General features: G+C 65.1%; 24 protein-coding genes. 10 read left to right on the top strand and 14 right to left on the bottom strand.

Translation table 11 applies throughout. The features are described 5' to 3' along the window. Positions 1-4 precede the first annotated feature (4 nt). From AZ34_RS05440 to AZ34_RS05450, 3 genes are all read left to right on the top strand, one after another. The gene (locus AZ34_RS05440; protein ID WP_035605648.1) at positions 5-856 is read left to right on the top strand and encodes an ABC transporter ATP-binding protein; all 852 of its coding nucleotides are present in this window, start codon (positions 5-7) and stop codon (positions 854-856) included. Beyond that, complete coding sequence (locus AZ34_RS05445) at positions 853-1,776, top strand: ABC transporter permease (RefSeq protein WP_197026505.1); 924 nt, start codon at positions 853-855, stop codon at positions 1,774-1,776. The genes AZ34_RS05440 and AZ34_RS05445 overlap by 4 nt, the downstream gene beginning before the upstream one ends. Before the next feature lie 118 nt (positions 1,777-1,894). Continuing rightward, entirely contained in the window at positions 1,895-3,034 is a 1,140-nt protein-coding gene (locus tag AZ34_RS05450) for a serine hydrolase domain-containing protein (protein WP_035605651.1), read from the top strand. Positions 3,035-3,091: 57 nt separating this feature from the next. Here the strand turns inward: AZ34_RS05450 and AZ34_RS05455 are convergent, their stop codons facing one another. Continuing rightward, the gene (locus AZ34_RS05455; RefSeq protein ID WP_051509556.1) at positions 3,092-4,489 is read right to left on the bottom strand and encodes an esterase-like activity of phytase family protein; all 1,398 of its coding nucleotides are present in this window, start codon (positions 4,487-4,489) and stop codon (positions 3,092-3,094) included. Positions 4,490-4,698: 209 nt separating this feature from the next. Here AZ34_RS05455 and kynB point away from each other — a divergent pair, with 209 nt between their 5' ends. The 3 genes from kynB to kynA are packed head-to-tail and all read left to right on the top strand — an operon-like array spanning position 4,699 to position 7,657. Continuing rightward, positions 4,699-5,355 carry an arylformamidase gene (gene kynB / locus AZ34_RS05460; RefSeq protein ID WP_035605653.1) on the top strand — a complete coding sequence of 219 codons (657 nt, stop codon included), beginning with the start codon at positions 4,699-4,701 and terminating at the stop codon, positions 5,353-5,355. 56 nt (positions 5,356-5,411) lie between these two features. Beyond that, a complete protein-coding gene (gene kynU, locus AZ34_RS05465; RefSeq protein ID WP_035605656.1) occupies positions 5,412-6,749 on the top strand; it encodes a kynureninase in 1,338 nt (445 codons plus the stop codon). A gap of 2 nt (positions 6,750-6,751) precedes the next feature. Beyond that, positions 6,752-7,657: a tryptophan 2,3-dioxygenase gene (gene kynA / locus AZ34_RS05470; RefSeq protein ID WP_035605658.1), complete on the top strand. Its 906-nt coding sequence runs from the start codon at positions 6,752-6,754 to the stop codon at positions 7,655-7,657. Positions 7,658-7,848: 191 nt separating this feature from the next. Here kynA and AZ34_RS05475 read toward each other — a convergent pair whose 3' ends face one another. The 9 genes from AZ34_RS05475 to AZ34_RS05515 form a co-directional block, all read right to left on the bottom strand. Next, the gene (locus tag AZ34_RS05475) at positions 7,849-9,546 is read right to left on the bottom strand and encodes a DEAD/DEAH box helicase (protein ID WP_035605660.1); all 1,698 of its coding nucleotides are present in this window, start codon (positions 9,544-9,546) and stop codon (positions 7,849-7,851) included. A gap of 231 nt (positions 9,547-9,777) precedes the next feature. Then, positions 9,778-10,548 carry an amino acid ABC transporter ATP-binding protein gene (locus AZ34_RS05480; protein WP_035605663.1) on the bottom strand — a complete coding sequence of 257 codons (771 nt, stop codon included), beginning with the start codon at positions 10,546-10,548 and terminating at the stop codon, positions 9,778-9,780. Then, a complete protein-coding gene (locus AZ34_RS05485; RefSeq protein ID WP_035605666.1) occupies positions 10,532-11,185 on the bottom strand; it encodes an amino acid ABC transporter permease in 654 nt (217 codons plus the stop codon). Before AZ34_RS05485 ends, AZ34_RS05480 begins: the two co-directional genes overlap by 17 nt. Positions 11,186-11,200: 15 nt before the next feature. After that, positions 11,201-11,878 carry an amino acid ABC transporter permease gene (locus tag AZ34_RS05490; RefSeq protein ID WP_035605668.1) on the bottom strand — a complete coding sequence of 226 codons (678 nt, stop codon included), beginning with the start codon at positions 11,876-11,878 and terminating at the stop codon, positions 11,201-11,203. 42 nt (positions 11,879-11,920) lie between these two features. Then, entirely contained in the window at positions 11,921-12,724 is an 804-nt protein-coding gene (locus AZ34_RS05495; RefSeq protein WP_035605672.1) for a transporter substrate-binding domain-containing protein, read from the bottom strand. 126 nt (positions 12,725-12,850) lie between these two features. Next, a complete protein-coding gene (locus AZ34_RS05500) occupies positions 12,851-13,342 on the bottom strand; it encodes a nucleoside deaminase (protein WP_035605673.1) in 492 nt (163 codons plus the stop codon). 84 nt (positions 13,343-13,426) lie between these two features. Further along, positions 13,427-14,197: an ABC transporter permease gene (locus AZ34_RS05505; RefSeq protein WP_035605675.1), complete on the bottom strand. Its 771-nt coding sequence runs from the start codon at positions 14,195-14,197 to the stop codon at positions 13,427-13,429. A gap of 15 nt (positions 14,198-14,212) precedes the next feature. Next, positions 14,213-15,049, bottom strand: a complete 837-nt coding sequence (locus tag AZ34_RS05510) for an ABC transporter ATP-binding protein (protein WP_035605678.1) — start codon at positions 15,047-15,049, stop codon at positions 14,213-14,215. Between the two features lie 86 nt (positions 15,050-15,135). After that, complete coding sequence (locus AZ34_RS05515; protein ID WP_035605681.1) at positions 15,136-16,161, bottom strand: ABC transporter substrate-binding protein; 1,026 nt, start codon at positions 16,159-16,161, stop codon at positions 15,136-15,138. Between the two features lie 334 nt (positions 16,162-16,495). Between AZ34_RS05515 and AZ34_RS05520 the strand changes: the two genes are divergently transcribed. Further along, a complete protein-coding gene (locus AZ34_RS05520; RefSeq protein ID WP_035605684.1) occupies positions 16,496-17,128 on the top strand; it encodes a hypothetical protein in 633 nt (210 codons plus the stop codon). Between the two features lie 64 nt (positions 17,129-17,192). Here the strand turns inward: AZ34_RS05520 and AZ34_RS05525 are convergent, their stop codons facing one another. Continuing rightward, complete coding sequence (locus AZ34_RS05525) at positions 17,193-18,071, bottom strand: NAD(P)-dependent oxidoreductase (RefSeq protein ID WP_035605687.1); 879 nt, start codon at positions 18,069-18,071, stop codon at positions 17,193-17,195. A gap of 247 nt (positions 18,072-18,318) precedes the next feature. Between AZ34_RS05525 and AZ34_RS05530 the strand changes: the two genes are divergently transcribed. The 3 genes from AZ34_RS05530 (at position 18,319) to AZ34_RS05540 (ending at position 23,511) form a co-directional block, all read left to right on the top strand. Then, on the top strand, positions 18,319-20,709 hold the full coding sequence (locus AZ34_RS05530) for a UvrD-helicase domain-containing protein (protein WP_035605690.1): 2,391 nt from the start codon (positions 18,319-18,321) through the stop codon (positions 20,707-20,709). A gap of 120 nt (positions 20,710-20,829) precedes the next feature. Further along, on the top strand, positions 20,830-22,116 hold the full coding sequence (locus AZ34_RS05535) for an RsmB/NOP family class I SAM-dependent RNA methyltransferase (protein ID WP_035605691.1): 1,287 nt from the start codon (positions 20,830-20,832) through the stop codon (positions 22,114-22,116). A 180-nt stretch (positions 22,117-22,296) separates the two neighbouring features. Then, a complete protein-coding gene (locus tag AZ34_RS05540; RefSeq protein WP_035605693.1) occupies positions 22,297-23,511 on the top strand; it encodes a fatty acid desaturase in 1,215 nt (404 codons plus the stop codon). Positions 23,512-23,698: 187 nt separating this feature from the next. Here AZ34_RS05540 and AZ34_RS05545 read toward each other — a convergent pair whose 3' ends face one another. Genes AZ34_RS05545 through AZ34_RS05555 form a run of 3 tightly spaced genes read right to left on the bottom strand, consistent with a single transcriptional unit; the run spans position 23,699 to position 25,773 of the window. After that, complete coding sequence (locus AZ34_RS05545; RefSeq protein ID WP_035605696.1) at positions 23,699-24,070, bottom strand: RidA family protein; 372 nt, start codon at positions 24,068-24,070, stop codon at positions 23,699-23,701. Then, positions 24,067-25,404 carry an argininosuccinate synthase gene (argG, locus tag AZ34_RS05550; RefSeq protein WP_035605699.1) on the bottom strand — a complete coding sequence of 446 codons (1,338 nt, stop codon included), beginning with the start codon at positions 25,402-25,404 and terminating at the stop codon, positions 24,067-24,069. Before argG ends, AZ34_RS05545 begins: the two co-directional genes overlap by 4 nt. A 48-nt stretch (positions 25,405-25,452) precedes the next feature. Then, positions 25,453-25,773: a pyrimidine/purine nucleoside phosphorylase gene (locus AZ34_RS05555; protein ID WP_035605702.1), complete on the bottom strand. Its 321-nt coding sequence runs from the start codon at positions 25,771-25,773 to the stop codon at positions 25,453-25,455. Positions 25,774-25,890: the final 117 nt, after the last annotated feature.

Genomic DNA, 25,890 nt, shown 5'->3' on the forward strand with positions numbered 1-25,890 from the left:
GGACATGACTGCTGTGACACCCCTGCATCCCTCTCCCTTGCTCGCGGTCGATGGCGTGAGCCTCGAGTACCGCACCCCGGGCCGTGTCGTGCGCGCCACGCACCGCGTGAGCTTCGACGTGCACGCTGCCGATCGTTTTGTGCTGCTCGGGGCCTCGGGCTGCGGCAAGTCCACGCTGCTCAAGGCGGTGGCGGGTTTCATCGCGCCGGTGGAGGGAGAGATACGCCTGGATGACCAGGTCGTGCGGGGGCCGGGCCCGGACCGCATCGTCGTCTTCCAGGAGTTCGACCAGTTGCCGCCCTGGAAGACCGTGCGGCAGAACGTGATGTTCCCGCTGCTCGCGGCGCGCAAGCTGGGCCGCAAGGAAGCCGCTGAGCGCGCCGCGCACTACCTGGACAAGGTGGGCCTGTCGGCTTTCGCCGACGTGTATCCGCATCAACTCTCTGGCGGCATGAAGCAGCGCGTCGCGATCGCCCGCGCGCTGGCCATGCAGCCGCGCGTGCTGCTGATGGACGAGCCCTTTGCCGCACTCGACGCGCTGACCCGCCGCAAGATGCAGGAGGAACTGCTGGCGCTGTGGGACGGCCATGCCGCGGATGGTGGTCGCTTCACCCTGCTGTTCGTGACGCACTCGATTGAAGAGGCGCTGGTTGTGGGCAATCGCATCGGCCTGCTGTCGCCGCACCCGGGGCGCATGCGGGCTGAAATCAACAGCCACCAGTTTGACCTGCATAGCGCTGGCAGCCCGGAGTTCCAGGCCACGGCCCAACGCATCCACGGCCTGTTGTTCGAGGCGCCGGTGGGTGAGGGTGAGGCACCCGGACAGACCGGCGCCGAGACCCGGAGGTACGCATGAGCACGCTGTCTGCCACGCCCTCGTCTTCGTCCTTGCCATCGGCCTTGCCGCAGCCCCCCGTGCGTCCCGAGTACGAGCGCGCGCTCGAGCCTCTGAACGCGGTCTCGGTCGAGCGTGAACTGTCCTGGCCCCAGCGTCTGTGGGGACAGGGCTGGCTGCGCAAGAGTGTCATCCTGCTGCTGCTGGCCCTGCTCTGGGAAGGCGTGGCACGCTGGCAGGACAATGAGCTGCTGCTGCCCACCTTCTTGCAGACCGCGCGTGCGCTGATCGATGGTTTGGCCAGCGGCGAGTTGCTGGTGAAGCTGCGCATTTCCTTGGCCGTTCTGCTGCAAGGCTACGCCATTGGAGTGATCGCGGCGCTCGCCCTCACCACGCTCGCGGTGTCCACGCGCATCGGGCGCGACCTGCTGAGCACGTTGACCTCGATGTTCAACCCCTTGCCCGCCATTGCGCTGCTGCCGCTGGCCCTGCTGTGGTTTGGCCTGGGGCAGCCGAGCCTGGTCTTCGTGCTCGTGCATTCCGTGCTCTGGCCCCTGGCGCTCAATACCTATGCGGGGTTTCAGAGCGTGCCCGAAACCCTGCGCATGACCGGGCGCAACTACGGCTTGCATCAGCAGTGGCTAGGTTTGCGCTACGTGTTGCAGATCCTGTTGCCCGCGGCCTTGCCGGCCATCCTGTCGGGTCTGAAGATCGGCTGGGCCTTCGCCTGGCGCACATTGATCGCTGCGGAGTTGGTGTTCGGCGCGTCCTCGGGCAAGGGCGGCCTGGGCTGGTACATCTTCCAGAACCGCAACGAGCTCTACACCGACAAGGTCTTCGCAGGCCTGGCCATGGTGATCCTCATCGGCCTGCTGGTGGAAGGCCTGGGCTTCCAGACGCTGGAGCGCTTGACGGTACGGCGGTGGGGCATGCAGCGCTGACGGGGAGCGCTGCTGGCGGGGCCTCGTGCGCCCACTTCGGCTACGATGCCCTTCGCGTCGTGCCAGCAACCAGCACACTCCCCCGCATGTTCCACTACTCTGACACAGGCCGCCACTGATGAATACCGCTGCCCTCCAGCGCCTGAGCGCGACCTTCGAGGCTGCCATCACCGCGCGCCGCCTGCCCGGCGCGGTGCTGTACATCTCGCATCGAGGCGAGGCGCGCTGCTTCCAGGCGCTGGGCTGGCAGGACGCGGTGACCGGCCAGCCCATGCGGGAGGACTCGATCTTCCGCATCTACTCGATGACCAAGCCCATCGTGTCCCTCGCGGCGCTGATGCTGGTGGAGGAAGGCCGGCTGATGTTGAGCGACCCCGTGGCCCGTTACCTGCCTGAATTCGGCACGCTGAAAGTGGCCGTGCAGCAGGGCGACACCTTGCAGCTCGAGCCCACTGTGCGGGGCATGACTGTGCAGGACCTGCTGCGCCACACTTCCGGCCTGACTTACGAATTCCTGGGCGATGACCCAGTCCAGCGGCTTTACCGCGAGGCGGACGTCGCGTCCCGTGCACGCAGCAACCGCGACATGTGCCGGCTGCTGGCCACCCTGCCGCTGGCGCGGCAGCCGGGCGCCGCGTGGCTGTACAGCCGCTCCACCGACGTGCTGGGCGCGGTGTTGGAAGTGGTGAGTGGGCGCACGCTGGGCGAGCTGCTGGGCCAGCGCATCTTCGAGCCTCTGGGCCTGCGCGACACCGGTTTTCACGTGCCGCCCGAGAAACAGCAGCGCATCGCCCAGGCCTTCGCCACCGACCCCGACAGTGGCGCGACGGTGAACCTGATTGATGTGCGCGAACCGCCCGCCGGCGAGTCGGGTGGCGGCGGATTGGTCTCCACCGCAGCGGACTACGCGCGCTTTCTGCAGCTCATGCTCAACGGTGGCCAATTGGAGGGGGTGCGATTGGTGTCGCGCCAGACCCTCGCGTGGATGACCGCCGACCATCTGGGGAGCATCGGCATCGAGGGTGACTTGTTGGCGCCAGGCCATGGTTTCGGACTCGGCGTGGCGGTGCGCACCGCGCCGGGCCTGGCTCCCACGCCGGGATCGGTGGGCATGTACCACTGGAGTGGCATCGGTGGCACGACCTTCTTCGTCGACCCGCAGGAAGACCTGTTTGTCATCCTGCTCACGCAGGCGCCGGGGCAGCGGATCTATTACCGCAACCTCTTGCGCAGCATGGTGTACGCGGCGCTGGAGTGAGTGGCCCCTGGCCCTGGGGCCGGCGCGCCACCATCCTCAGGTGGCAACGGCACCGCGTCACTTCACGTCCAGCAAGGCCTGGATGTCGAGCAGGGTGAGTTCGTTGTCGTCCGGCTTGCCGAGCTGGCGGCCGGAGGAGCCGGGGTAGTTGTTGTCGTTGACGACGACGATGTGCCGGGCGTCGACGATGGCCAGACCTTCCGGACCGAGGTGCGGCAGGCTGAACACCTCTTCGTTGGGGCCGCGCTTGGCGAGCCGCTGGGGGTTGGTGATCTTGAGCAGGTCGATGTAGGCCACTTTGCGCACGAAGCCATTGGCATCGATGCTGCTCAGATCGATCTTGTAGACGCGCTTGAACTTCGCGGGCCGCGCGAAGCAGTCCGGCCGTTCCTCGCCAGCGCACGCAGGTGCGACGCCTTCGGACGCATCGTCACGCTCGATCACCAGGCCTGTGGTGGCGTCCAGCATCTGGAAGTCGGCCATCACGTGGCCGCTTTCCTCGAAGGCGTATTTCCATTGCTTGCCGGTGTAGCGACGGCTGGCTACGTCGAATTCGAGGATGTGGGTGTAGATGCGGTCATTGGTCTTCTCGAAGGTCTTGGTCTGAGCGTCGTACAGCGGCCACTCGAAGGCGGGGTACAGCGTCTTGCCGTCCGGTGACTGGGCCATGGGCTCGAAGCCACCCGAGCGCCGCACTTCCCATAACGGCATCGCGTCGCTGGGCAGATTCGGCAGGCGGCTGTTCAGGTAATGGTCGGGCGAGCGGTAGGCCTTGCCGTTGACCACGGTCTCGGTCACACCCAGCACCTTGCCGTTCAGATCGGTCTGCAGGATGTAGGGGCCGAACTCGTCGCCGATCCACAAGGTGTTGCCGACCTTCTGGATCGATTCGACGTCGAAATCCACGCCCGTGAGGTAGCGCCGCTCGCTGGCCTCGTTCTGGATGGCAAAGGGCACCTTGCGGTCCGGATCGTGCAGGAAGACGGTTTTGCGCAGCGTGACTTTGCCGCTTTTCCAGTCCACCTGCGCGGTGTGCACCATCAGCAGCGCATCTTGCGAGTTGATCTTGCTGCCGAAGCCGTTGTCGGTCAGCACCAGGTAATGCTCGCGGTCCAGCGCGACGATGCCGGAAAAGCCTTGCACGGCCTGCCCTTGGATGGGCAGTGCGCCGCCGGTGGCGCGCGGTTTGGAACCGCCCACGGCGGTGAAGGCCGGTTCGCTGCCGAGCTTCTCGTTGCGCGCGCGTGCGCTGTTGGCGAACTTGCCGGAGGTTGCGAAGAAGGCGCCCGCGTCACGCGGTGCGGGTGTGCTGGTGTCGGTGGGGAGCGCGGCGTGGCCGACCAGCGTGGCGCTCACGGCCTGCTGGGCTTGTGCGACGGGAATGCTGCTGAGCAAGACCAAGGCGTACAGCAGGGGTTTGATTGAGGAGGACCGATGGGCAGGGTGCAGTGGCATGGAACGACTCCGAGAGAGAGAAGTCCCGCAGCCTAGGCAGGGGCGATGACAGCGCGATGAAGGTGCAGGCAAGGATCGGAACCCATGTCATGCGTCGACGCGAATACCGGTCGAAGGTGGTTCGTGCGGTAGTTCAGGCTGAAAAAAATCTGCCACCTGTTGGAAATAACCGACACCATGAGTTTTACGGGGCATGCAAACTTTCTTCCATGCTTGTCCAACCCACACCTGCCGGGTCCCGACTCTGGGACATTTCACCGCCCGTGCACCCGGGCAGCCCCGTATTTCCAGGCGACACGCGCTACAGCCAGCAATGGAGCGCTACCATCGGACCCGGATGCCCGGTGAACGTGAGCGCCATCACCCTGTCACCCCATGTGGGCGCGCATGCCGATGCACCGCTGCACTATGACGCAGGCGGCGCCTCCGTGGGCGACCTGCCGCTGGATCCCTTCCTTGGCCCCTGCCGCGTGATCCATGCCATCGGGCGTGGCCCCTTGATCGAGTGGGACCATGTGGCCCATGCGATCGATGCCCACCTGCCGCGGCGCGTGCTGGTGCGCACCTACGAGCGCATGCCCGTGGACCATTGGGACGGGGCGCTCACCGCCTACGCGCCTGACACCATCGCGCGCCTGGCCGACCTGGGCGTCTTGCTGGTGGGCATCGACACGGCCAGCATCGATCCGGCCAATAGCAAGACGCTGGACAGCCACCAAGTTATCCGCCAGCGAGGCTTACGCGTGCTCGAAAACCTCGTGCTCGACGAGGTGCCCGAAGGCGATTACGAGCTGATCGCCCTGCCGTTGAAGCTCACCACGGCCGATGCCTCGCCTGTGCGTGCCGTGCTGCGCGCCTTGGCCTGAGCACATCGCAGCCCAGTCCCATTCCCGGCAGAACAAGTTTTTCCCGCGACTCTCCCATGACAACACGACAAGACTGCCGCGCGCTCGACGCGCAAGACCCCTTGGCCCCGCTGCGCGGGCATTTCACCCTGCCGGACGGCGTGATCTACCTGGACGGCAACTCCCTGGGCGTGCTGCCCAAGGCCACCGCCGCCCGCGTGGCCGATGTGGTCACGCGGGAGTGGGGGCAAGACCTCATCCGTTCGTGGAACACCGCCAGCTGGTTTGACCTGCCGCAGCGCCTGGGCAACCAGCTCGCGCCGCTGATCGGCGCCGGTCCCGGCGAGGTGGTGTGCACCGACAGCACCTCGGTCAACCTCTACAAGGTGCTGAGCGCGGCGCTCAACATCGCGCGCGAGGACGGCCCCGAGCGCAAGAGCGTGGTGAGCGAGCGCAGCAACTTCCCGACCGATCTGTACATCGCCGAAGGCCTGTGCAAGGAACGTGGCCTGGAGCTGGTGCTGGTGGAGCCCGAGGAGATCACGGCCGCCTTGACGCGCGATGTGGCGGTGCTGATGCTCACGCATGTGAACTACCGCACCGGGGCCATGCACGACATGGCCGCGATCACCGCGTCGGCGCACGCGGCGGGTGCCCTCACAGTGTGGGACCTGGCGCACAGCGCGGGCGCCGTGCCGGTGGACCTGAACGGCGCGGGGGCGGATTTCTCCATCGGCTGCGGCTACAAGTACCTCAATGGAGGCCCGGGTGCGCCGGCCTTTGTGTGGGTCCACCCACGCCACGCCGACCGTTTCTGGCAACCGCTGTCGGGTTGGTGGGGCCATGCCGCGCCCTTCCAGTTCACGCCGGATTACCAGCCCGCGCCTGGCATCCACCGCTATCTGTGCGGCACGCAGCCCATCATCAGCCTGTCGGCCTTGCAGTGCGGGCTCGACGTGTTCACCGCCGCCGAGGCGCTGGGCGGCATGGCCGCGCTGCGCGCCAAGTCGCTCGCGCTGACGGACCTGTTCATCCAACTGGTGGAAGAGCGCTGCGCGGGCCACGGCCTGGGGCTGGCCACGCCCCGCCCTCATGCCCAGCGCGGCTCCCAGGTGTGCCTGACGCGCGAGGAGGGCATGGGTGTGCGGGGACAAGGCAGCGGTGCTTACGCCATCGTGCAGGCGCTGATCGCGCGTGGCGTGATTGGGGACTACCGCGCCGGGTCCGGTGCGGCTTCTGATGCGGGAAAAGGGGATGGCGGTCCAAGGCCGCACAAGGACATCCTGCGCTTCGGCTTCACGCCGCTCTACATCGGCTACGAGGATGTCTGGGACGCGGTGGAGCACCTGCGCCAGGTGCTCGACGCGGGGGAGTGGCAACGCCCTGAGTTCAACCAGATCCACGCGGTGACCTGAGCATGTGCCCCCATTCCAACCCGAATGCAACGCCCGGCGCCGGCATGACCGGCGCCAGCGATCCGGTCGCGGGTACACCCGAGTCCATCGTGCACGAGGAGCAGGCCCAGCTCGACTTCAGTCAAAGCATGAGCTACGGCGACTACCTGCGGCTCGACGCCATCCTCGCAGCGCAGCAGCCCCTGTCGGCCGCGCACGACGAGATGCTCTTCATCGTGCAGCACCAGACCAGCGAGTTGTGGATGAAGCTCATGCTGCACGAGCTGCAGGCCGCCATCGGCCACGTCGCGCGGGATGAACTGCCGATGGCCTTCAAGATGCTGGCGCGTGTCTCCAAGATCATGGAGCAGCTGGTGCATGCCTGGGACGTGCTGGCCACCATGACGCCGCCCGAGTACAGCGCCATGCGTCCTGCCCTGGGCAATTCCAGCGGTTTCCAGAGTTACCAGTACCGTTGCATCGAGTTCGCGCTGGGCAACAAGAACCGCGCCATGCTGCGACCGCACGAGCACCGGGCGGATCTGCTGGCGCGGGTGCAGGCGGCGTACGAGGCGCCGTCGCTCTACGACGAGGCGCTGCGCTTGCTCGCGCGCCGCGGCCTGCCCGTGCCGGCCAGCCATGTCGAGCGTGATTGGACCCAGCCTTATGGGGAGAGCGAGGGTGTGACGCAGGCCTGGCTCACCGTGTACCGCGCGCCTGAAAAGCACTGGGACCTGTACCAGCTGGGTGAGGAACTCACCGACCTGGAAGACGCCTTTCGCCTGTGGCGCTTCCGCCATGTGACCACGGTGGAGCGCGTGATCGGCTTCAAGCGCGGGACCGGCGGCACCGGCGGTGTGAGCTACCTGCGCAAGATGCTGGACGTGGTGCTGTTCCCCGAAATCTGGAAACTGCGCACCGATCTGTGAAGCGTTGACTGCGGCAGGGTCGGCTGATCGTTGTACTGACAGCGCCGATCACGCGGCCCGCCATCCGCGCGCGGGCGTCGCGGATTGGCCAGTTCGAGGTGGAACGCGTCACCTTTCGGACTGCCACGCCTTGCATGGATGAAAAAAACGGCCCGGGGGATTCCGGGCCGTTTTTTGTGTCGGTGTCGGCGTCAGTGGCTGATGCGCCCGAAGTTCGTGCGCAGCGGATCAACACCGCCGCCCCCCTGGCCCTTGCCACCACCTTGGCCACCCCGGTTGCCACCGCCGCCGCCACGGCGGCGATTGCCTTGGCTCAGGGCGTCGGTGCGGGTGCGCAGCGGATCGGGCTGGCCACCGCCGCCGCCGTAACCGCCACCACTGCCGCCGCCTTGTCCGCGGCCACCACCGCCGCTGTTGGCACGGCGCTGCTCGTTGTTGCGGTTGCCGCCCTGGCCGCCGCCTTGCGGTCTGCCTTGGCGCTGGCCTTGGCCTTCAGGGCGATCCTGACGGTCCGAGCGGTTCTGGTTCTGACGGCCTTGGCCGTTGCCGTTGCTCCGGCCACCACCGCCGTTGCCGCTGGCGCCGCGTTCACCCTGGCCAGCCTTGTTCTCGCGAATGCGTTGCACCATCTCCTGGCGCGCGGCCTTGGCGGCGGCGGCCATCACCTCGCGGCTCGGCGGCTTGCCCAGGCCGCCCCACAGGGTCTGGCGGCCCATGGCGATGGGCTCGGCACGTTCACCATCTTCTGGGGCGAATTCGGCGGGGGTGTCCACCACGGCAATCTGCTGCTTGGTGAAGCGCTCGATCTCGGCCATGAAGCCTTGCTCGTCCAGGCAGACGAGGTTGACGGCCTGGCCTTCACGTCCTGCGCGGCCCGTGCGGCCGATGCGGTGCACGTAGTCCTCAGGAATGTTCGGGATTTCGTAGTTGACGACGTGTGGCAGCTCGTCGATGTCGATGCCGCGCGCCGCGATGTCGGTGGCGACCAAGGCGCGGATTTCGCCGCTCTTGAAGCCAGCCAAAGCCTGTGTGCGCGCGCCCTGGCTCTTGTTGCCGTGCAGGGCCATGGCGGTGACACCGTTCTTGTTCAGGTACTCAGCGACGTGGTTGGCGCCGAACTTGGTGCGCGTGAACACCAGCACCTGGCTCCAGTCCTGCGCGTTGATGATGTGCGCGAGCAGGGCTTTTTTCTTGCTGCGGCCCACCGTGTGCACGCTCTGCGTGATGCGCTGCACCGTGGTGTTGCGCGGCGTGACCTGCACGCTCTGCGGGTTCTTGAGCAGGCCCTCGGCCAGCGCGCGGATTTCGTCGCTGAAGGTGGCGGAAAACAGCAGGCTCTGCTTTTCCTTGGGCATCAGGGCCAGCACCTTCTTCACGTCGTGGATGAAGCCCATGTCCAGCATGCGGTCGGCTTCGTCGAGCACCAGCATCTGCACCTGGGACAGGTCCATGAAGCCTTGCTGCTGCAGATCCAGCAGGCGGCCCGGCGTGGCGACCAGGATGTCCACGCCCTTCTTGATGCGGGCGATCTGCGGGTTCATGCCCACGCCGCCGAAGATCACGGTGGATTCGAGCTGCAGGTACTTGCCGTAGTTGCGCACGGACTCCTCGACCTGCGCGGCCAGTTCGCGTGTGGGGGTCAACACCAGGGCGCGGATGCCGTTGCCGCCCCACTTGTTCTGCACGCTGCGGCGCATGCTCAGGTTGTGCAGCAGGGGCAGGGTGAAGGCCGCAGTCTTGCCGGTGCCGGTCTGGGCGCCGCCCAGCAGGTCGTTGCCCTGCAGGATCAGTGGGATGGCCTGTTCCTGGATCGCGGTGGGCGTTTCATAACCCTGTTCACGGACAGCCTTCAGGATGGCCGGGGCCAGTTTCAGTTCTTCAAAGTTCATTGGGATGGTCGCGCCCGGTCCGGGGCGCAGGGATATCGGCCAGTACGGCGCTCGGAAGGACATTCCGGTCGACGGTCAGTCTAAGGCAGACATGGGTTCACAAGAGCGGGCGGGTCAGCCAGTGCGGTGACAGCCCCCAGCGGATTGCTGGTGTCGCGGCCAACTGAAGAGCGCGACGGGGCGTATTGTCGCACGTTTCCCAGAGCCGTGGCCCTCTGCGGGGCTCGGCGCTCAACCGTGCAGCGAGGACAGAAACTGTTGCAACTCCGGCGTCTGCGGCTGGCCGAAGATCTGGGCGGGCGGGCCGGATTCATGCACACGGCCCTGGTGCATGAAAATCACGCGGTCGCTGACCTTGCGCGCGAAGCTCATTTCGTGCGTCACCATCAGCAGCGTCATGCCCTCTTGGGCCAGGGACTCCACCACGCGCAGCACTTCGCCGACCAGTTCAGGGTCCAGCGCGGAGGTGATTTCGTCGCAGAGCAGCACGGCCGGTTCCATGGCCAGCGCGCGGGCGATGGCCACGCGTTGCTGCTGGCCGCCGGAGAGCTGGTCGGGCATGGCATCGAATTTCTCGGCCAGGCCCACGCGCGCGAGCAGGGCGCGCGCCTGCTTGGCGGCGTCGGCCTTGCCGCGCTCCTTCACCAGCGTGGGCGCGAGCATGATGTTGTGGCCCACCGTCAGGTGTGGAAAGAGGTTGAAGCTCTGGAAGATCATGCCCACGCGTTGGCGCAATTCGCGCATGGCCATGGCGCTGTCGTGCAACAACTGCTTGCCGTCGACGGTGAGTGAGCCTTCTTGGAATTCCTCCAGCCCATTGATGCAGCGCAGCAGCGTGCTCTTGCCCGAACCGCTCTTGCCGATGATGGCGATGACCTCGCCGCGCCGCACATCGAGGTCGATGCCTTTGAGGACTTCGTTACTGCCATAGCTTTTGCGCAGGGCAGTGATGCGAACGATGGGGTCCGCATGGACAACGGGGGTATCAGCGGCGGCTTGCATGGAGTTTTCTTTCGAGAGACTGGGCGTACAGACTGATGGGCCAGCACAGCGCGAAATACAGCAGGGCCACGCAGGCGAAGACGGTGAAAGGCAGGTAGGTCACGTTGGAGATCATGTTGCCCGCGCGCGTGAGTTCGACGAAACCGATCACGGATGCCAGCGCCGTGCCCTTGACCACCTGCACCAGGAAACCCACGGTGGGCGGGATCGCGATGCGCAGGGCTTGCGGCAGGATGACGTGGCGCAACTGCTCGCCGAAACTCAGGGCCAGGCTTTGCGCGGCTTCCCATTGGCCTCGGGGAATAGCGGCCACGCAGCCGCGCCAGATTTCGGTCAGGAAGGCGCTGGTGTAGAGCGTGAGTGCCAGCCCGGCTGCCGTCCAGGGCGAGGTCTGCAGGCCCAGCAGGGCGAAGCCGAAATAGGCAAGGAAAAGCTGCATCAGCAGCGGCGTTCCCTGGAAGACCTGCACATAGGCACTGACCAGCGGACCCACACCGCGCAAGCGGGACAGTCGCAGCACCAGCAGCAGGCCACCCACCAGGCCGCCGCCAATGAAGGCGATCAGTGACAGCGCCACCGTCCAGCGCGCGGCCAGCAGCAGGTTGCGCAGGATGTCCCACAGACTGAATTCAGGCATGGGCTTGCAACTCCTTCAGCGTCCGAAGATGAAACGCGGACCGGCCCAATGCAGCAGGCGGCGCAGCGCGATGGCCAGCAGCAGATAGACCGCCGTGACCACGATGTAGGCCTCGAAGGTGCGGAAGCTCGCCGCCGAGATCACGTTGGCGGCATAACTCAGCTCCTCGGTGGAGATTTGCCCGCACACGGCGGAGCCCAGCATCACGATGATGATCTGACTGACCAGGGCGGGCCAGACCCGTTGGAGCGCGGGCGGCAGCACCACGCGCGTGTAGACCTGCCAGCGGTTCAGCGCGAGGCTCAAGGCGGCCTCGATCTGTCCGCGCGGCGTGGCCTGCACACCGGCGCGAATGATCTCGGCGGAGTAAGCGCCAAGGTTGAGCACCATCGCGAGGATGGAAGCCGCCTCTGGCGAGAGCCGCAGCCCCGCCGAAGGCAGACCGAAGAAGATGAAGAAGAGCTGGACGATGAAGGGCGTGTTGCGGATCAGTTCCACGTAGGCGCCCGTGAGGGCACGCAGCCAGAGTAGGCCGCGCGCGTGGGTCGTCCGGGCCCAGGCGCAGGCGATACCGACGACGAGGCCCAAGGCCATGGCGATCGCGGTCAGCCCCAGCGTCCAGGCCACGCCCTTGAGCAGAAAAGGCCACTGGGTGAGCAGCAGGCTGAAGTCGAGGGTGGTGGCGGTGGCCATGGTGGGGCGATGTGTAGGTCGTGGTCGAGGACCGAGCGGTCCTTACTCGGATAGCGGCAGATCGCCAGCCGGGCGGCCCAGCCATTGCTGGGACAGCTTGTTGATGGTGCCGTCCTTGCGCGCGGCCAGCAAAATTTCGTTGACCTTGATGCGCAGCGCGTCCTGGCCCTTGGCCACGCCGATGAAGTTGGGGCTGTCCTTGATCAGCAGCTTGTATTCCGCGCCGAGCTGTGGGTTCTTCTGCATCATCAGGCCGGCGTTGGAGACGCTGGTGGCGATCACCTGGGTCTGTCCGGCGACGAACGCGGCGGTGCTGGCGGCCTGGTCTTCATAGCGCTTGAACACCATGCTGGACGGGCCGGCCTTGACCAGTTCCTGTTCTTCCATCGCGCCCTTGGCGACGGCGATGGTCTTGCCGCCCAGATCGGCGAAGCTCTTGATGCTCAGGCTCTTGGGCGCGTAGACGGCCTGGAAGAAGGGCGAGTAGGCATGCGTGAAGTCGATCACCTTCATGCGATCCGGGTTCTTACCCAGGGTGGAGATGACGAGTTGCACCTGCCCGGTCTGCAGGTAGGGGATACGGTTCGCGCTGGTCACGGGCACGAGTTCCAGCCCCACGCCCAGCTTGTTGGCGATCAGCTTGGCAACCTCGATGTCCAGGCCCTGGGGCTGCAGGTCGAGGCCGACGAAACCGTAGGGCGGGTAATCGGTGGGCACGGCGATCTTGATCTTCTTGGTTTGCATGACCTGGCTCAGCGCGTCCTGCGCCTGGGCGGGCGTGCCCAGCAGGGTAAGGGCCATGGCGGCAATGCCGAGGGCAGCGTGGACGAAGGGGCGGCGTTGCATCAGGGAACTCCTATCGATGGAAGGTTGTGGAGGTGAGAAGCGAAATCCATGCCGTGCCTGTGACACTCGATCCATGCAGTGGCCATCGTGATCGGGGCTGGAGTTCGCGCGGGTCTGGGTGCAAGGTCAGTGGTGCGGGCTGGGGGCTTGCCAGAAATCACGGTGTAGGGCGGCGATGTCTTCCTCCACGGCGCTGACCGGGCCAATGACTTCGATGCGCTTTTGGCCCGCCGCGAAAACCGTGCGGCAGGGCAAGTCCATGGTGGGATTCTCGTCGTGGCTACCCGTGAGGGCGAGCAGCCGACGTTCGCTCAGGCCGTAGACCAGGCGGCCGATGCCGGCCCAGTACTGCGTGCCGGCGCACATGGCGCAGGGCTCGACCGTCGTGACCAGGGTGCAGCGGCCCAGGTATTCGGCCGGGTAGTTCAGCGCCGCCGTGCGCGCGAGCACGGACTCGGCATGGTTCACCGTGTCCACATTGCCCTGCTCGGCCAGCACGGTCTCGCCATCCGGCGCGACCAGGATGGCGCCGAAGGGGTGGCGACCGAGTTGATCGCGTGCGCGACGCGCGACTTCGTTGGCGCGCGCCAGGTGGCGGATCACTTGTTCCGGGTTCATGGTACTGGCCTGCGCCGGGCCGCTCCCAAGGAGGCCGGGACCCCCTCGGGGGGCAGCGACCCGCGCAGCGGCGGAGCGTGGGGGTCAACCATTTTGCGAGCCGCGATGCGCCCAGGCCGTGGTGTGCTTCTCGATGAAGCTGAATAGCTCGTACATCAGCATGGCCATCACGCCCACGACCAGCAGGCCACTGAAGGCCAGGCCCATCTTCATGGCCGAGCCGGCCGAGATCAGCAGGTAGCCGATGCCCTCGTTGGCTGCGGTCATCTCCGACACCGTGGTGCCGACGAAGGCCAGGGTGATGGCGACCTTGAGCGAACCGAAGAAGTAGGGCAGGCTGCGCGGCAGGCCGACCTTGATCAGCACGTCCCAGCGGCGCGCGCCGAGCACGCGCAGCACGTCTTCCAGTTCCGGCTCCAGCGTGGCCAGGCCGGTGGCGATGTTGACCATGATGGGAAAGAAGCTGATCAGGAAAGCCGTGAGGATGGCCGGGCCGATGCCGATGCCGAACCAGACCACCAGCACCGGCACGAACGCCGCCTTGGGCAGGGCGTTGAAGGCCGTCATCAGCGGGTAGACGGCGGCGTAGGCCAGGCGCGAACTGCCGATCAGGAAGCCCAGCAGCACGCCCACCACGATGGCGATGCCGAAGCCCGCCATGGTGACCCAGAAGGTGCGCCATGCGTGCCCGGCGATGGTGGCCTTGTGCTCCAGGGTCTGTTCCCAGATGCGCAGCGGGCTGGGGAAGATGAATTCCGAGATGTTGAAGCCCGAGCAGATGATCTGCCAGAGGATGACGATGAAGGCCAGCAGCAGCAGCGGGGCCCAACGTTCGACGTTCTTGCGGTGGTTCATGGGTCCGGCTCGCGCTTATTGGTTGATCACGGTCCCGGCTTTGCGCATGGCGCCGATGTGCCCGCGCAGTTCGTGGACGATGTTGGTGAACTCGGGGGTGTAGGTCACATCCAGTTCGCGGGGACGCGGCAGATCAATCTCCCGTTGGACGATGAAGCGGCCAGGACCCTTGCTCATCACGTACACCGTGTCGGCCAGGAACACGCTTTCCCGCAGGTCGTGCGTGACCAGGATGACGTTGAATTTCTGGGCGGCATGCAGGTCGCGCAGCGTGCACCAGAGCTCTTCGCGCGTGAAGGCGTCGAGCGCGCCGAAGGGTTCGTCCAGCAGCAGCATCTTGGGTTCGTGGATCAGCGCGCGGCAGATGCTGGCGCGCTGCTGCATGCCACCCGAGAGTTCCCAGGGGAACTTTTTTTCGTAGCCGGCCAGCCCCACGGTGGCCAGCAGATTGCGGGCGCGCTCTTCGTACTGTTTGCGGTTCTTCTTGAGCAGCGAGCGATGGGGCTCCACGATTTCCAGCGGCAGCAGCACGTTGTCCAAGGTCGTGCGCCAGGGCAGCAGCGATGGTGCCTGGAAGGCCATGCCCGAAATCTTCAGCGGCCCGGTCACGGGCTGGCCATCGACACGGATGCGGCCCATGCTGGGCATCTTCAGGCCGGTGGTCAGCTTCATGAAGGTGGACTTGCCGCAGCCCGAGGGGCCGACGATGGCGATGAACTCACCCTGGTGGACCTTCAGGTTGATCGCTTCGACGGCGAACTGGTTCTGCGCCAGCAGTTCGTCGTTGTAGGCCAGCCAGACGTCGCTGAAGTCGACGAAGGGTGTGTCGGGGTAGGGGGCTTCGTTGGGCATGTCGGCGGAGGCGCTGCTTGAAAAAACGGCCAGCAGTCCCGGGAACTGGCTGGCCGCAAGATCAGAAGAGAAAAAGCGACGGTTGCTTACTTCTTGGGCAGGACGTCCAGATCGGCCTTGGCGGGCAGGAAGCTGCCGTTCCAAATCACCTTGGCGTCGACCGGGGTCTTGGTCTTGAAGGCGTCCGACACCTGCGTGGCCATCAGGGCCAGGCGCTTGGCATCAACCTGACCGAAGCCTTCCTTGTAGGTGTCGGGCGTGGCGATGGTGGAGTCGATGGCCATCTTGAGGCGGCGTGTTTCCAGGGCCACGTCAATGATGCCGTCGCGTTCCTTGATGTAGGCCACGGATGCGGCCGGGTCGGCGATGACTTCCTTGGCGCCCTTGGCGAAGGCTTTGAGGAAAGCCTTCACGGCCTCAGGCTTCTCCTGCAGGAACTTGGGCGAGACGATGATGGCGTTGGCGTAGAGCTTCACGCCATGTTGCGGGTAGGGCAGGATGACCACGTCTTCGGCCTTGACGCCGCGGGCTTCCAGGTTCAGCAGCGAGGTGAAGGAGAAACCCGTGATGGCGTCCACGTCGCCGCGCGCCAGCATGGTTTCGCGCAACGGTGGGTCCATGGCCGTCCAGGTGACGCCGGTGATGTTGTTGGCGGCTTCGAAGATGGGGAACGCTTTGCGGCCCGCGTCAAAGACGGGCGCGCCCAGTTTCTTGCCCGACAGGTCGGCCGGCTTGCTGATGCCCGATTTCTTGAGCGCCAGCACCGCGGCGGGCGTGCTGTTGTAGACCATCATCACGGCCACGGGCTTGTTCGGGGCGTCCGGGTTGTTGGCGTGGAACTCCATCAGCGAGGCCATGTCGGCAAAGCCCATGTCGTAGGCGCCCGAGGCCACGCGCGTGACCGTGCCGCCCGAGCCATTGCCCGCATCCACCGTGACGTCGAGCCCAGCGGCCTTGAAGTGGCCCTTGGCCACCGGTTGCAGGAACAGGGCCGAGGGGCCTTCGAAGCGCCAATCGAGTTGGAACTTGACCGGGGTCTGGGCCTGGGCCAGGCCCAGGGTCAATGTAGCGGCCAGCACGGCGGAGGCTTGCAGGAAGGAACGCTTGCGCATGATGAGGTGGCTCCTGTTGGAATGACGGCGCGGCGGACCGCGCGGGAGTGAAGGCCGCGTGTCGAACGACGCGCAGGAATCAGCACGGTGAATCAGCAAAAACGATGCCAGATCGACACCGGATCGAAAACCTCTTTGGAAACATGAATGTATACAAATTGGGTCCGGTATGGGTTGGTTGGCGGACCGGGTTTTCGCGGGGGCGTGGGGATGGTTGAGCGAAGAATGCCCTGATTTGGTGCGTGCTGTGCCATGGTGCGTTTCAGCGGTGCGTACTGTGCTGGGACCAGCGGTCACAAGAGTCCGGTCGCCGTGCTCGTTATCATCCCGGTCGATGTTTCTCGCTCGCTTTTTCCATTCTGGGCGTGGCCGCATGGCGGGGCCTGCGCTGGCTGTCTGGGGCTCGCGCATCGTGAGTCTGTTGTTGTTCCTGCTCTGTGGCGTGCAGATGGGGTACACCTTGCGCGCGCAGGGGCTCAATCCCTTGCCTGAGTCGGCGCAGGACGTGGCGCGCTGGCCGGTGGTGCCGATCGAAGTCTTGCATGTGCTGGAGGAGGGCACGGACGGGGCTCGCGGATGGTTGGCCGGCGCCCGGCCGGCCTTGAGCGTGCGCTTGGCCGATGACAGGCAGCAAGGCATGGAGTTTCCCGTGCCCTTGACTTGGCCAGGCCAGCGCAGCCTGGCCCCGGATGAGTCGGCCTTGCGCAAGTTGCCGGGCTGCATGGGGTATGTGCGCGGGCAGGTCTTGCGCGGGGTAGGCGCGCCGGACCGCTTCCGCATCTGGGAGTTGCATTGCGGGCCGGTTCATCAGGGCTACGAGGACTTCAGGTCGGCTTACGAGGCAGAACGTGCACACAGCCCGGTGCCCGCGCGCTGGCAGTGGGGCTTGTTGGCCGCGCTGATGGTGTGTGTCGTGCTCGCCTGGGTGCCTTGGGGTCGGCGCTCGGCCCCAGCGTCGCAAGCATGAGCCCTGGTGTTGAATACAGGCGATATGGCCCGGAGCTCGAACCCGGGTTGTGCTTACGCGGGGCTCATGCCATGCCGTTGCGCTGACCCAGCGCGAGGTGCAGGGCTGAATGGTCCAGATCGCCGAGGCCGGTGTTGACACCGCTGGCGTACAACTGCTCCAGCAGGGTGGTGATGGGGGTTTGCAGCCCCAGGTCTTGGGCGGTGGTGAGCGCGTTGCGCAGGTCCTTGAGTTGGACACTCATGCGCGCGCCGGGCGTGTAGCTTTGTTCCACCATGCGCTGCCCGTGCACCTGCAGGATGCGGCTGTCGGCGAAGCCGCCAGTGATGGCCTCGCGCACCTTGGCCGGGTTGGCGCCGCCTTTTTCGCACAGCAGCAGGGCTTCCGCCACTGCACCGATGGTGATGCCCACGATCATCTGGTTGGCCAGTTTTGTGAGCTGCCCGGTGCCGCTGCCACCCACCAGGGTGGCGCGGCCCAACGGCGCGAAAACAGGGCGGGCGCGCTCGAAGGTGGTGGCCTTGCCGCCCACCATGATGGCCAGCGTGCCGGCCGCCGCACCGAGGGTGCCGCCTGAGACCGGCGCGTCCATGTGCACGATGCCCATGCTGCCCAGGCGCTCGGCATGGGCGCGGGCCTGGGCGGGCTGGATGGAAGACATGTCCAGCAGCACCGTGCCCGGGTGCATGGCGCGGGCCACGCCCTGGGAAAACAGCAGGTCTTCCACTGCGGCGCCGTCCGTCAGCATGGTGATGACGAATTCCGCATCGCGCGCTGCCGCTGCGGGGCTGTCGTGGACCTGCGCGCCCAGCGCAGCAAGGCTGTCCGCCTTGGCGCGGGTGCGGTTCCAGACGCTGACCGTGTGACCTGCCTTGCAGAGGCCGCACAGACGTTCCGCCATCGGGTAACCCATCAGGCCAGTGCCCAGCAGCGCGATGTTCATCAAATTTCCCCTTGTTTGTTATGACTCGCATGGCGTGCCCACAACCGGGTTGTGGGGCGCTGCGCGGTGGTGCAGGCAGCATGCGCGTGCTGCGATGCCGGTACGGGATTGTGATGGATTTGCATTGAATTTCCATCCCTGTTACCGCTCCGGTAGGTCATGCTGGTCATGAGCGCGGATTTTTCCTTCTGCATTTGTCGTCGACTGGCCGAGGGGGTGGCCCAAGACGCCTTTCTACAATCCCGGTATGTCCTTTGATTTGCCTGGCACCGGTCCGCGCCCAACCTTTCCTCCCTCCGCCGAGATGCCTCTGCTGGTGGGGCTGAACACCGAGCAGCGCGCCGCCGTGACGCTGCCCGCCGAACCCGCGCTCATCCTCGCGGGCGCGGGCTCGGGCAAGACCCGGGTGCTCACCACACGCATCGCCTGGCTGTTGCAGTCAGGGCAGATTTCCCCCGGTGGGGTGTTGGCGGTGACCTTCACCAACAAGGCCGCGCGCGAGATGATGACCCGGTTGCAGTCCATGCTGCCCGTCAATGTTCGGGGTATGTGGATTGGCACCTTCCACGGCCTGTGCAACCGCCTGCTGCGCGCGCACCACAAGACGGCGGGCTTGCCCCAGACCTTCCAGATCCTCGACACCCAGGATCAGCAAAGCGCCATCAAGCGCCTGTGCAAGCAGTTCAATGTGGACGAAGAGCGTTTTCCGCCCAAGCAGTTGCAATGGTTCATCGGCGGCTGCAAGGAGGACGGTCTGCGGCCTGGCGATGTACAGGCACACGACCCCGACACGCGCAAGAAGGTGGAGATCTACCAGCTCTACGAAGAGCAATGCCAGCGCGAGGGCGTGGTCGATTTCGGTGAACTGTTGTTGCGTTCTTATGAATTGCTGCGCGATCACGCCCCCGTGCGTGAGCACTACCAGCGGCGTTTTCGCCACATCCTGATCGACGAGTTCCAGGACACCAACAAGCTGCAGTACGCCTGGATCAAGCTGCTCGCGGCGCAGGGCACGGCGCATGAAAACGCCGTCTTCGCGGTGGGCGACGACGACCAGAGCATCTACGCCTTCCGTGGCGCGCGCGTGGGCAATATGGCCGACTTCGTGCGCGAGTTCGAGGTGCGTCACCAGATCAAGCTCGAACAAAACTACCGCAGCTACAGCAACATCCTCGACAGCGCGAATGCGCTGATCAGCCACAACAAGCACCGCCTGGGCAAGAACCTGCGCACCGAGCAGGGCGCGGGCGAGCCTGTGCGCGTGGTCGAGTCCACCAGCGATTTCGCCGAAGCCCAGTGGCTGATCGACGAGATGAAGCAGCTCATTCGTGACGATGTGCCACGCAAGGAGATGGCGGTGCTGTACCGCAGCAACGCGCAAAGCCGCGTCATCGAAACAGCGCTCTTCAACAGCGGCATCCCCTACAAGGTCTATGGCGGCCTGCGCTTCTTCGAGCGTGCCGAGATCAAGCATGCGCTGGCCTATCTGCGCCTGCTGGAGAACCCGAACGACGACACCAGCTTCCTGCGCGTGGTGAACTTCCCGCCGCGCGGCATCGGCGCGCGCAGCATCGAGCAGTTGCAGGACGCGGCACGGGCCGCGAACCAGGGTGCTGGATCGTCGCTGCATGCCGCAGTCAACGCCATGAGTGGCAAGGCGGGCGCCAATCTCTCGGCCTTCGTCGCCAAGATCGATGTGCTGCGCGAGCAGACCCAGGGCCTGACCCTGCGCGAGATCATCGAACTCGTGCTGGCGCACAGCGGCCTGGTCGAGCATTACCGCAATGAGCGCGAAGGCGCGGACCGCATTGAGAATCTGGAGGAACTGGTGACGGCCGCCGAGAGCTTCGTCAGCATCGAGGGTTTCGGTCGCGAGTCGGATGCGACCGCCGCATCGGAGAACATGGCGCCCGACGCCGATGGCGAAGTACTGTCCCCGCTGGCGGCTTTTCTCACGCACGCCGCGCTCGAAGCCGGTGACAACCAGGCACAGGACGGTCAGGACGCCGTGCAGCTGATGACGGTGCACGCCAGCAAGGGCCTGGAGTTCGACGTGGTCTTCATCACGGGCCTGGAGGAAGGCCTGTTCCCGCACGAGAATTCTTTGAGCGACTTCGATGGCCTGGAAGAAGAGCGCCGCCTGATGTACGTGGCCATCACGCGCGCGCGCAAGCGGCTCTACCTCAGCCTGGCCCAGACGCGCATGCTGCATGGCCAGACCCGTTATCACATCCGCAGTCGCTTCCTGGACGAACTGCCCGAGGAAACGTTGAAGTGGGTCACTCCCAGAAACCAGGGTTTCGGCAGCGGCTTCACGCCGCAGAACAGCTACGGGCCAGGGCGTGGAAATAGTGCTGGTGGAGGCGGTGCCTGGAACAGCGGCTGGGCCAACACGACCCGCTCGGGTGGTGTGTTTGGACGTGATGCGAGCCTCTCAACCAGCAAGGTGGTCGAGCAAGCCCAGGAAGCTGCCACCGGCCTGCGCATCGGCATGAACGTCTTCCACAACAAGTTCGGGGAAGGCACGGTGCTGACGCTCGAAGGCGCGGGCGATGATGCGCGCGCGCAGATCAATTTTCCCCGGCATGGGGTGAAGTGGCTGGCGCTGTCGGTGGCGAAGTTGACGGTGGTGGAGTGATCGCCATGTCGCTCCGTGCTCATCTGGATCACGCGAGCTAGACGCAAGGGCAAGGCATTTCGTCGCCTTTGCTCTGCGATGACCGATCCCGTGCAAAGCCACATGGGACAATCTCGGCCTATGCACCCTCAAACTTTGCTGGACCTCTGCGCTGAACTGGTCCGGTTGACCCTCAAGTTCGATCACCCGGCTGACGCCGTGGTGTCGCATTTCTTCCGTGATCACCGTGGCCTGGGCCCGCGCGAGCGCGCCACGCTGGCGGAAACCGCGTACGCCGTGCTGCGCAAGAAGTTGTTGTTCGAGCGCTTGGCGCTGTCGGGCAGCGGGCCGAAGGAGCGACGCCTCGCCATTCTGGGTTTTCACGGTTCACGCGATTTCATCAAAAGCGTGCTGTCCGAGCAGGAAAAGCAGTGGCTGGACGCCTGCGATGGGGTGAAGCCCGATGAGCTGCTGGACCTGCACCGCCACAGCCTGCCCGATTGGCTGGCCCAGCCGCTGAAAGAACAACTGGGTGACAAGGAATTCTGGGCCTTGGCCGAGAGTCTGAACCAGAACGCGGGGTTGGATGTGCGCGTGAACACCTTGCGCGACAAGCGCGAGGACGTACAGCGCGAACTGAAGGCGGCGGGCATCACCGCGCAGCCCACGCCCTATTCCCCCTGGGGTTTGCGCATCGCGGACAAGCCCGCCTTGAACAAGCTGGACGTCTTCACGCGCGGTGCGATCGAGGTGCAGGACGAAGGTTCTCAACTGCTGGCCTTGCTGGTGGAGGCCAAGCGTGGCGAGATGGTGGTGGACTTTTGCGCAGGCGCGGGCGGCAAGACCCTGGCCCTGGGCGCGGCCATGCGCAACACCGGGCGGCTCTATGCTTTCGATACCTCGGCCCACCGGCTGGATGCGCTCAAGCCCCGGCTGGCGCGCAGCGGTCTGTCCAATGTGCACCCGGCGGCCATCGCCCACGAGCGCGATGAGCGGGTCAAGCGCCTCTCGGGCAAGATTGACCGGGTGCTGGTGGATGCGCCTTGTTCCGGTTTGGGCACCTTGCGGCGCAATCCGGACTTGAAGTGGCGGCAATCCGCCCAAGCTGTCCAGGAAATGGCCGCCAAGCAGGCCGCGATCCTGACCAGCGCGGCGCGCTTGCTGAAGTCGGGCGGGCGCTTGGTTTATGCCACTTGCAGCCTGCTGAAGGAGGAAAACGAAGCCGTGGCCGAAGCGTTTGCGACCGCGCACCCGGATTTCGAGGCGGTCCCGGTGGCCGATCTGCTGGAGCGGCTGCTGGCGCCTTCGGCTGCTGGGGCTGTGGCCGGGCTGTGCTCAGGCGGCGAAAACGGCCGAAATTACCTTCGTTTGTGGCCTCACCAACACAATACGGATGGCTTTTTCGCCGCTGTTTGGCGCAAAAAGTAAGTATTTGATCTAAGTTAATGTTTTCCACCCTAAAACGGGGAGAATTCAGAAAGAGCCCGTGGGGTCTTCTAAAATGGCTCACCAAACAGATCCAGAATGAAACCAAAAGAGGGTCGGAGACTCCAACGGGGGGTTGGGAAGTTGCCCCCGTATCCAATTTCCATATCTTGAAAGAATTCTATGTTCGTAACTGACTCGGTTGTGTTCAACGCCATCGTCGATTGGCTGGCGAACGGCCTGCTGAATCTGAGCTGGTGGCAGATCATTCTGTATGCCCTGGCGACGACGCACATCACGATCGCCAGCGTGACGATCTTCCTGCACCGCCATCAGGCGCACCGCGCGCTGGACCTGCACCCGATCGCCTCCCACTTCTTCCGCTTCTGGCTGTGGCTATCCACGGGCATGGTGACCAAGGAATGGGCTGCCATCCACCGCAAGCACCACGCCAAGTGTGAACAGGCGGAAGACCCGCACAGCCCGCAGATTTACGGCATTCGCAAGGTTCTGACCGAGGGCGCCGAGCTGTACCGTGCCGAATCCAAGAACAAGGAAACCATGGCCCGCTACGGCCACGGTACCCCTGATGACTGGATTGAGCGCAACCTCTACACCCGTTACTCCTGGCAAGGCGTGGGCCTGATGTTGATCATCAACCTCGCCCTGTTTGGCGCGGCAGGCGCGGCTGTCTGGGCCTTGCAGATGGCCTGGATTCCGATCACCGCCGCGGGCATCATCAACGGCATCGGTCATTACTGGGGCTACCGCAATTTCGAAGCGGTCGACGCCAGCACCAATATCTCGCCCTGGGGCATCATCATCGGCGGCGAGGAGTTGCACAACAACCACCATACCTACCCGACCTCGGCCAAGCTGTCGGTCAAGCCCTATGAATTTGACATCGGCTGGCTCTACATCCGCATGCTGAGTGCCGTAGGCCTGGCCAAGGTCAAGAAGACGCCGCCCAAGCTCGAATTGGGCGACATCAAGCCCGTGGCCGACGACAAGACCCTGGAGGCGCTGATCGCCCACCGCTATGAGATCATGGCGGAGTACGCCAACGGCATGAAGCGAGCCTTCCGTGGTGAGTTGACCGCGCTCAAGACCCGTGTGACCGACAGCTCCGCGCTCAAGGCTGCCGCCCGTTGGCTGCACCGCGACGCGGAAAAGGCCCCTGCCTCCGCCGCGCCGCAACTGGCCCAGGCCCGTGCAGCTTCGCCCGTGCTGGACAAGATGGTCACGATGCGCGAGGAACTGCGCCAGCTCTGGCTCAACACCTCACTCAGCCGCGAGCAGTTGCTCGCGAATCTGCAAGCCTGGTGCCACCGCGCCGAGGAAAGTGGCATTGCCGCGCTGCAGGAGTTCGCGCGCAAACTGCGCATGGTCCGTACCTGATCCTGCACACGGCCTGAGACCAGGCTTCGGCCTCGTCTCTCTCAGCAGCAAGGCCCGCGACCGCAAGGTCGCGGGCCTTGGTGTTTGCGGCGCAGCCTTGGGTTTAAGGCGGGTAAAGGGTATTGCGGCCATCGGCGAGGCGGTGATGACCAACCGCCCCAGACGGATCAGGGGAGCGGGACGGTCGTCAAATTGCCGCTGTCACGACCACCTCGATGCGCCAATCCGGATTGCCCAGCCTGGCCTGCACGGTGGCGCGCGGCGGCGTGTGTCCTGGGCTGACCCAGCTGTCCCAGACCGCGTTCATGCCCGCGAAATCCGCCATGTCGGCCAAGTAGATCTGCACCCGTAGCAGTCGGGTCTTGTCGCTGCCCGCCTCGGCCAGCAGCTTGTCCACCATGGCCAGCACCTCGGCGGTCTGACCCTGGATGTCCTTGGTGGCATCGTCGGGGACCTGGCCGGCGAGGTAGACCACCCCGTTGTGGATGGCGGCCTCGCTCAGGCGCGGTCCGACGCCCAGGCGCCGGATGTCGCCTAGCTGCTCGTCGCCCGTGCTCATGCTTTGGAGCCCTTGAAGGACAGCAGCTCCGCGCCTTCACCGGCCGACAGCAGACCGGTCTGGGTGTAGATGCCCAGCTTGGCGCGGGTGTCGGTGATGTCCAAGTTGCGCATGGTCAGCTGGCCGATGCGGTCGGCGGGGCTGAAGGGCGCGTCCTCCACCTTTTCCATGCTCAGGCGCTCGGGCGCGTAAGTCAGGTTGGGCGACTCGGTGTTGAGGATGCTGTAGTCATTGCCACGGCGCAGTTCCAGCGTGACCTCGCCGGTGATAGCACGCGCCACCCAGCGCTGCGCGGCCTCGCGCAGCATGATGGCCTGCGGGTCGAACCAGCGGCCCTGGTAGAGCAGGCGGCCCAGCTTCATGCCGTTGATGCGGTACTGCTCGATGGTGTCCTCGTTGTGGATGCCGGTCACCAGGCGCTCGTAGGCGATGTGCAGCAGGGCCAGTCCGGGGGCTTCGTAGATGCCGCGGCTCTTGGCCTCGATGATGCGGTTCTCGATCTGGTCGCTCATGCCCAGGCCGTGGCGGCCGCCGATTTCGTTGGCCTTGAGGATGAGGGCCACCGGGTCGTTGAAGGACTGGCCGTTGAGCGCCACGGGCTGGCCTTCCTCGAAGCGCACGGTCACTTCCTCGGGCTTGACCACCACGTCGTCTTTCCAGAACGCCACGCCCATGATGGGGTTGACGATGCGGATGCCGCTGTTCAGGTGTTCCAGGTCCTTGGCTTCGTGCGTGGCGCCCAGCATATTGCTGTCGGTGCTGTAGGCCTTTTCCACGCTCATCTTGTAGTCGAAGCCGTTGGCGATGAGGAACTCGCTCATCTCCTTGCGACCACCGAGTTCGTCGATGAAGGTCTGGTCCAGCCAGGGCTTGTAGATTTTGAGCGAGGGGTTGGTCAGCAGGCCGTAGCGGTAAAAGCGCTCGATGTCGTTGCCCTTGAAGGTCGAGCCGTCGCCCCAGATGTTGACGTTGTCTTCCTTCATCGCCGCCACCAGCATGGTGCCGGTCACGGCGCGGCCCAGCGGCGTGGTGTTGAAGTAGGTCACGCCGCCCGTGCTGATGTGGAATGCGTTGGACTGCAGCGCGGCGATGCCCTCGTGTGCGAGCTGGCGGCGGCAGTCGATCAGGCGTGCGAGCTTGGCGCCATAGGCCATGGCCTTCTTGGGAATGGCGTCGTAATCGCTCTCGTCGGGCTGGCCCAGGTTAGCCGTGTAGGCATAGGGCTCGGCGCCCTTCTTCTTCATCCAGAGCAGGGCGGCGCTGGTGTCCAGTCCGCCGGAAAAGGCGATGCCGACCTTCTGGCCGGTGGGGAGGGATTGCAGGATGGTGGCCATGGGGGTTGTTCTTCGTGAGGCGTCAGCGGAGGGCAAATAGGGCTGGTCTCAGCCGAAATGACAGATGTAGTGGTACGGCTGGCCGCTCACGCGGATCTCGAAAGAGGTGTTGCCTGGAACGCTGAATTTTTCCCCAGCACCCGATTTGACCCAGGTCTCGCTGCCCTTGAGCTTGTATTCACAGGAGCCCGCGACGCCTTCCATGACTTCGGGCGCCCCGGTGTTGAAGGTCAGGGTGGCGGGCAGGATCACACCCACCGATTTTTTGGTGCCATCAGCCAGGGAGATGCTGTGGCTGACGCATTTGCCGTCGAAATAGACGTTGGCTTGGGTGGTGACGGAAACGCTGTTGAGGGTTGCAGTGGTCATGGATGAATGAGGAGCGGCAGATGCAAGGGGGAAATAAAGACGGAAACCCGATTCTAAAGACCTCGATTGGCTGGTAAAACGTGGCTGTTGATGGAACACAGCAGTCTCAAGCAAACT

Origin of the sequence: Hylemonella gracilis str. Niagara R, assembly GCF_000600295.1 — a bacterium.
In the GTDB taxonomy this organism is placed as follows: domain Bacteria; phylum Pseudomonadota; class Gammaproteobacteria; order Burkholderiales; family Burkholderiaceae_C; genus Hylemonella; species Hylemonella gracilis_A.

Excerpts from the sequence above, each read along its gene's own strand:
- AZ34_RS05440 (WP_035605648.1), top strand. The coding sequence starts at position 5 with ATGACTGCTGTGACACCCCTGCATCCCTCTCCCTTGCTCGCGGTCGAT.
- AZ34_RS05445 (WP_197026505.1), top strand. The coding sequence starts at position 853 with ATGAGCACGCTGTCTGCCACGCCCTCGTCTTCGTCCTTGCCATCGGCC.
- AZ34_RS05450 (WP_035605651.1), top strand. The coding sequence starts at position 1,895 with ATGAATACCGCTGCCCTCCAGCGCCTGAGCGCGACCTTCGAGGCTGCC.
- AZ34_RS05455 (WP_051509556.1), bottom strand. The coding sequence starts at position 4,489 with ATGCCACTGCACCCTGCCCATCGGTCCTCCTCAATCAAACCCCTGCTG.
- kynB (WP_035605653.1), top strand. The coding sequence starts at position 4,699 with ATGCTTGTCCAACCCACACCTGCCGGGTCCCGACTCTGGGACATTTCA.
- kynU (WP_035605656.1), top strand. The coding sequence starts at position 5,412 with ATGACAACACGACAAGACTGCCGCGCGCTCGACGCGCAAGACCCCTTG.
- kynA (WP_035605658.1), top strand. The coding sequence starts at position 6,752 with ATGTGCCCCCATTCCAACCCGAATGCAACGCCCGGCGCCGGCATGACC.
- AZ34_RS05475 (WP_035605660.1), bottom strand. The coding sequence starts at position 9,546 with ATGAACTTTGAAGAACTGAAACTGGCCCCGGCCATCCTGAAGGCTGTC.
- AZ34_RS05480 (WP_035605663.1), bottom strand. The coding sequence starts at position 10,548 with ATGCAAGCCGCCGCTGATACCCCCGTTGTCCATGCGGACCCCATCGTT.
- AZ34_RS05485 (WP_035605666.1), bottom strand. The coding sequence starts at position 11,185 with ATGCCTGAATTCAGTCTGTGGGACATCCTGCGCAACCTGCTGCTGGCC.
- AZ34_RS05490 (WP_035605668.1), bottom strand. The coding sequence starts at position 11,878 with ATGGCCACCGCCACCACCCTCGACTTCAGCCTGCTGCTCACCCAGTGG.
- AZ34_RS05495 (WP_035605672.1), bottom strand. The coding sequence starts at position 12,724 with ATGCAACGCCGCCCCTTCGTCCACGCTGCCCTCGGCATTGCCGCCATG.
- AZ34_RS05500 (WP_035605673.1), bottom strand. The coding sequence starts at position 13,342 with ATGAACCCGGAACAAGTGATCCGCCACCTGGCGCGCGCCAACGAAGTC.
- AZ34_RS05505 (WP_035605675.1), bottom strand. The coding sequence starts at position 14,197 with ATGAACCACCGCAAGAACGTCGAACGTTGGGCCCCGCTGCTGCTGCTG.
- AZ34_RS05510 (WP_035605678.1), bottom strand. The coding sequence starts at position 15,049 with ATGCCCAACGAAGCCCCCTACCCCGACACACCCTTCGTCGACTTCAGC.
- AZ34_RS05515 (WP_035605681.1), bottom strand. The coding sequence starts at position 16,161 with ATGCGCAAGCGTTCCTTCCTGCAAGCCTCCGCCGTGCTGGCCGCTACA.
- AZ34_RS05520 (WP_035605684.1), top strand. The coding sequence starts at position 16,496 with ATGTTTCTCGCTCGCTTTTTCCATTCTGGGCGTGGCCGCATGGCGGGG.
- AZ34_RS05525 (WP_035605687.1), bottom strand. The coding sequence starts at position 18,071 with ATGAACATCGCGCTGCTGGGCACTGGCCTGATGGGTTACCCGATGGCG.
- AZ34_RS05530 (WP_035605690.1), top strand. The coding sequence starts at position 18,319 with ATGTCCTTTGATTTGCCTGGCACCGGTCCGCGCCCAACCTTTCCTCCC.
- AZ34_RS05535 (WP_035605691.1), top strand. The coding sequence starts at position 20,830 with ATGCACCCTCAAACTTTGCTGGACCTCTGCGCTGAACTGGTCCGGTTG.
- AZ34_RS05540 (WP_035605693.1), top strand. The coding sequence starts at position 22,297 with ATGTTCGTAACTGACTCGGTTGTGTTCAACGCCATCGTCGATTGGCTG.
- AZ34_RS05545 (WP_035605696.1), bottom strand. The coding sequence starts at position 24,070 with ATGAGCACGGGCGACGAGCAGCTAGGCGACATCCGGCGCCTGGGCGTC.
- argG (WP_035605699.1), bottom strand. The coding sequence starts at position 25,404 with ATGGCCACCATCCTGCAATCCCTCCCCACCGGCCAGAAGGTCGGCATC.
- AZ34_RS05555 (WP_035605702.1), bottom strand. The coding sequence starts at position 25,773 with ATGACCACTGCAACCCTCAACAGCGTTTCCGTCACCACCCAAGCCAAC.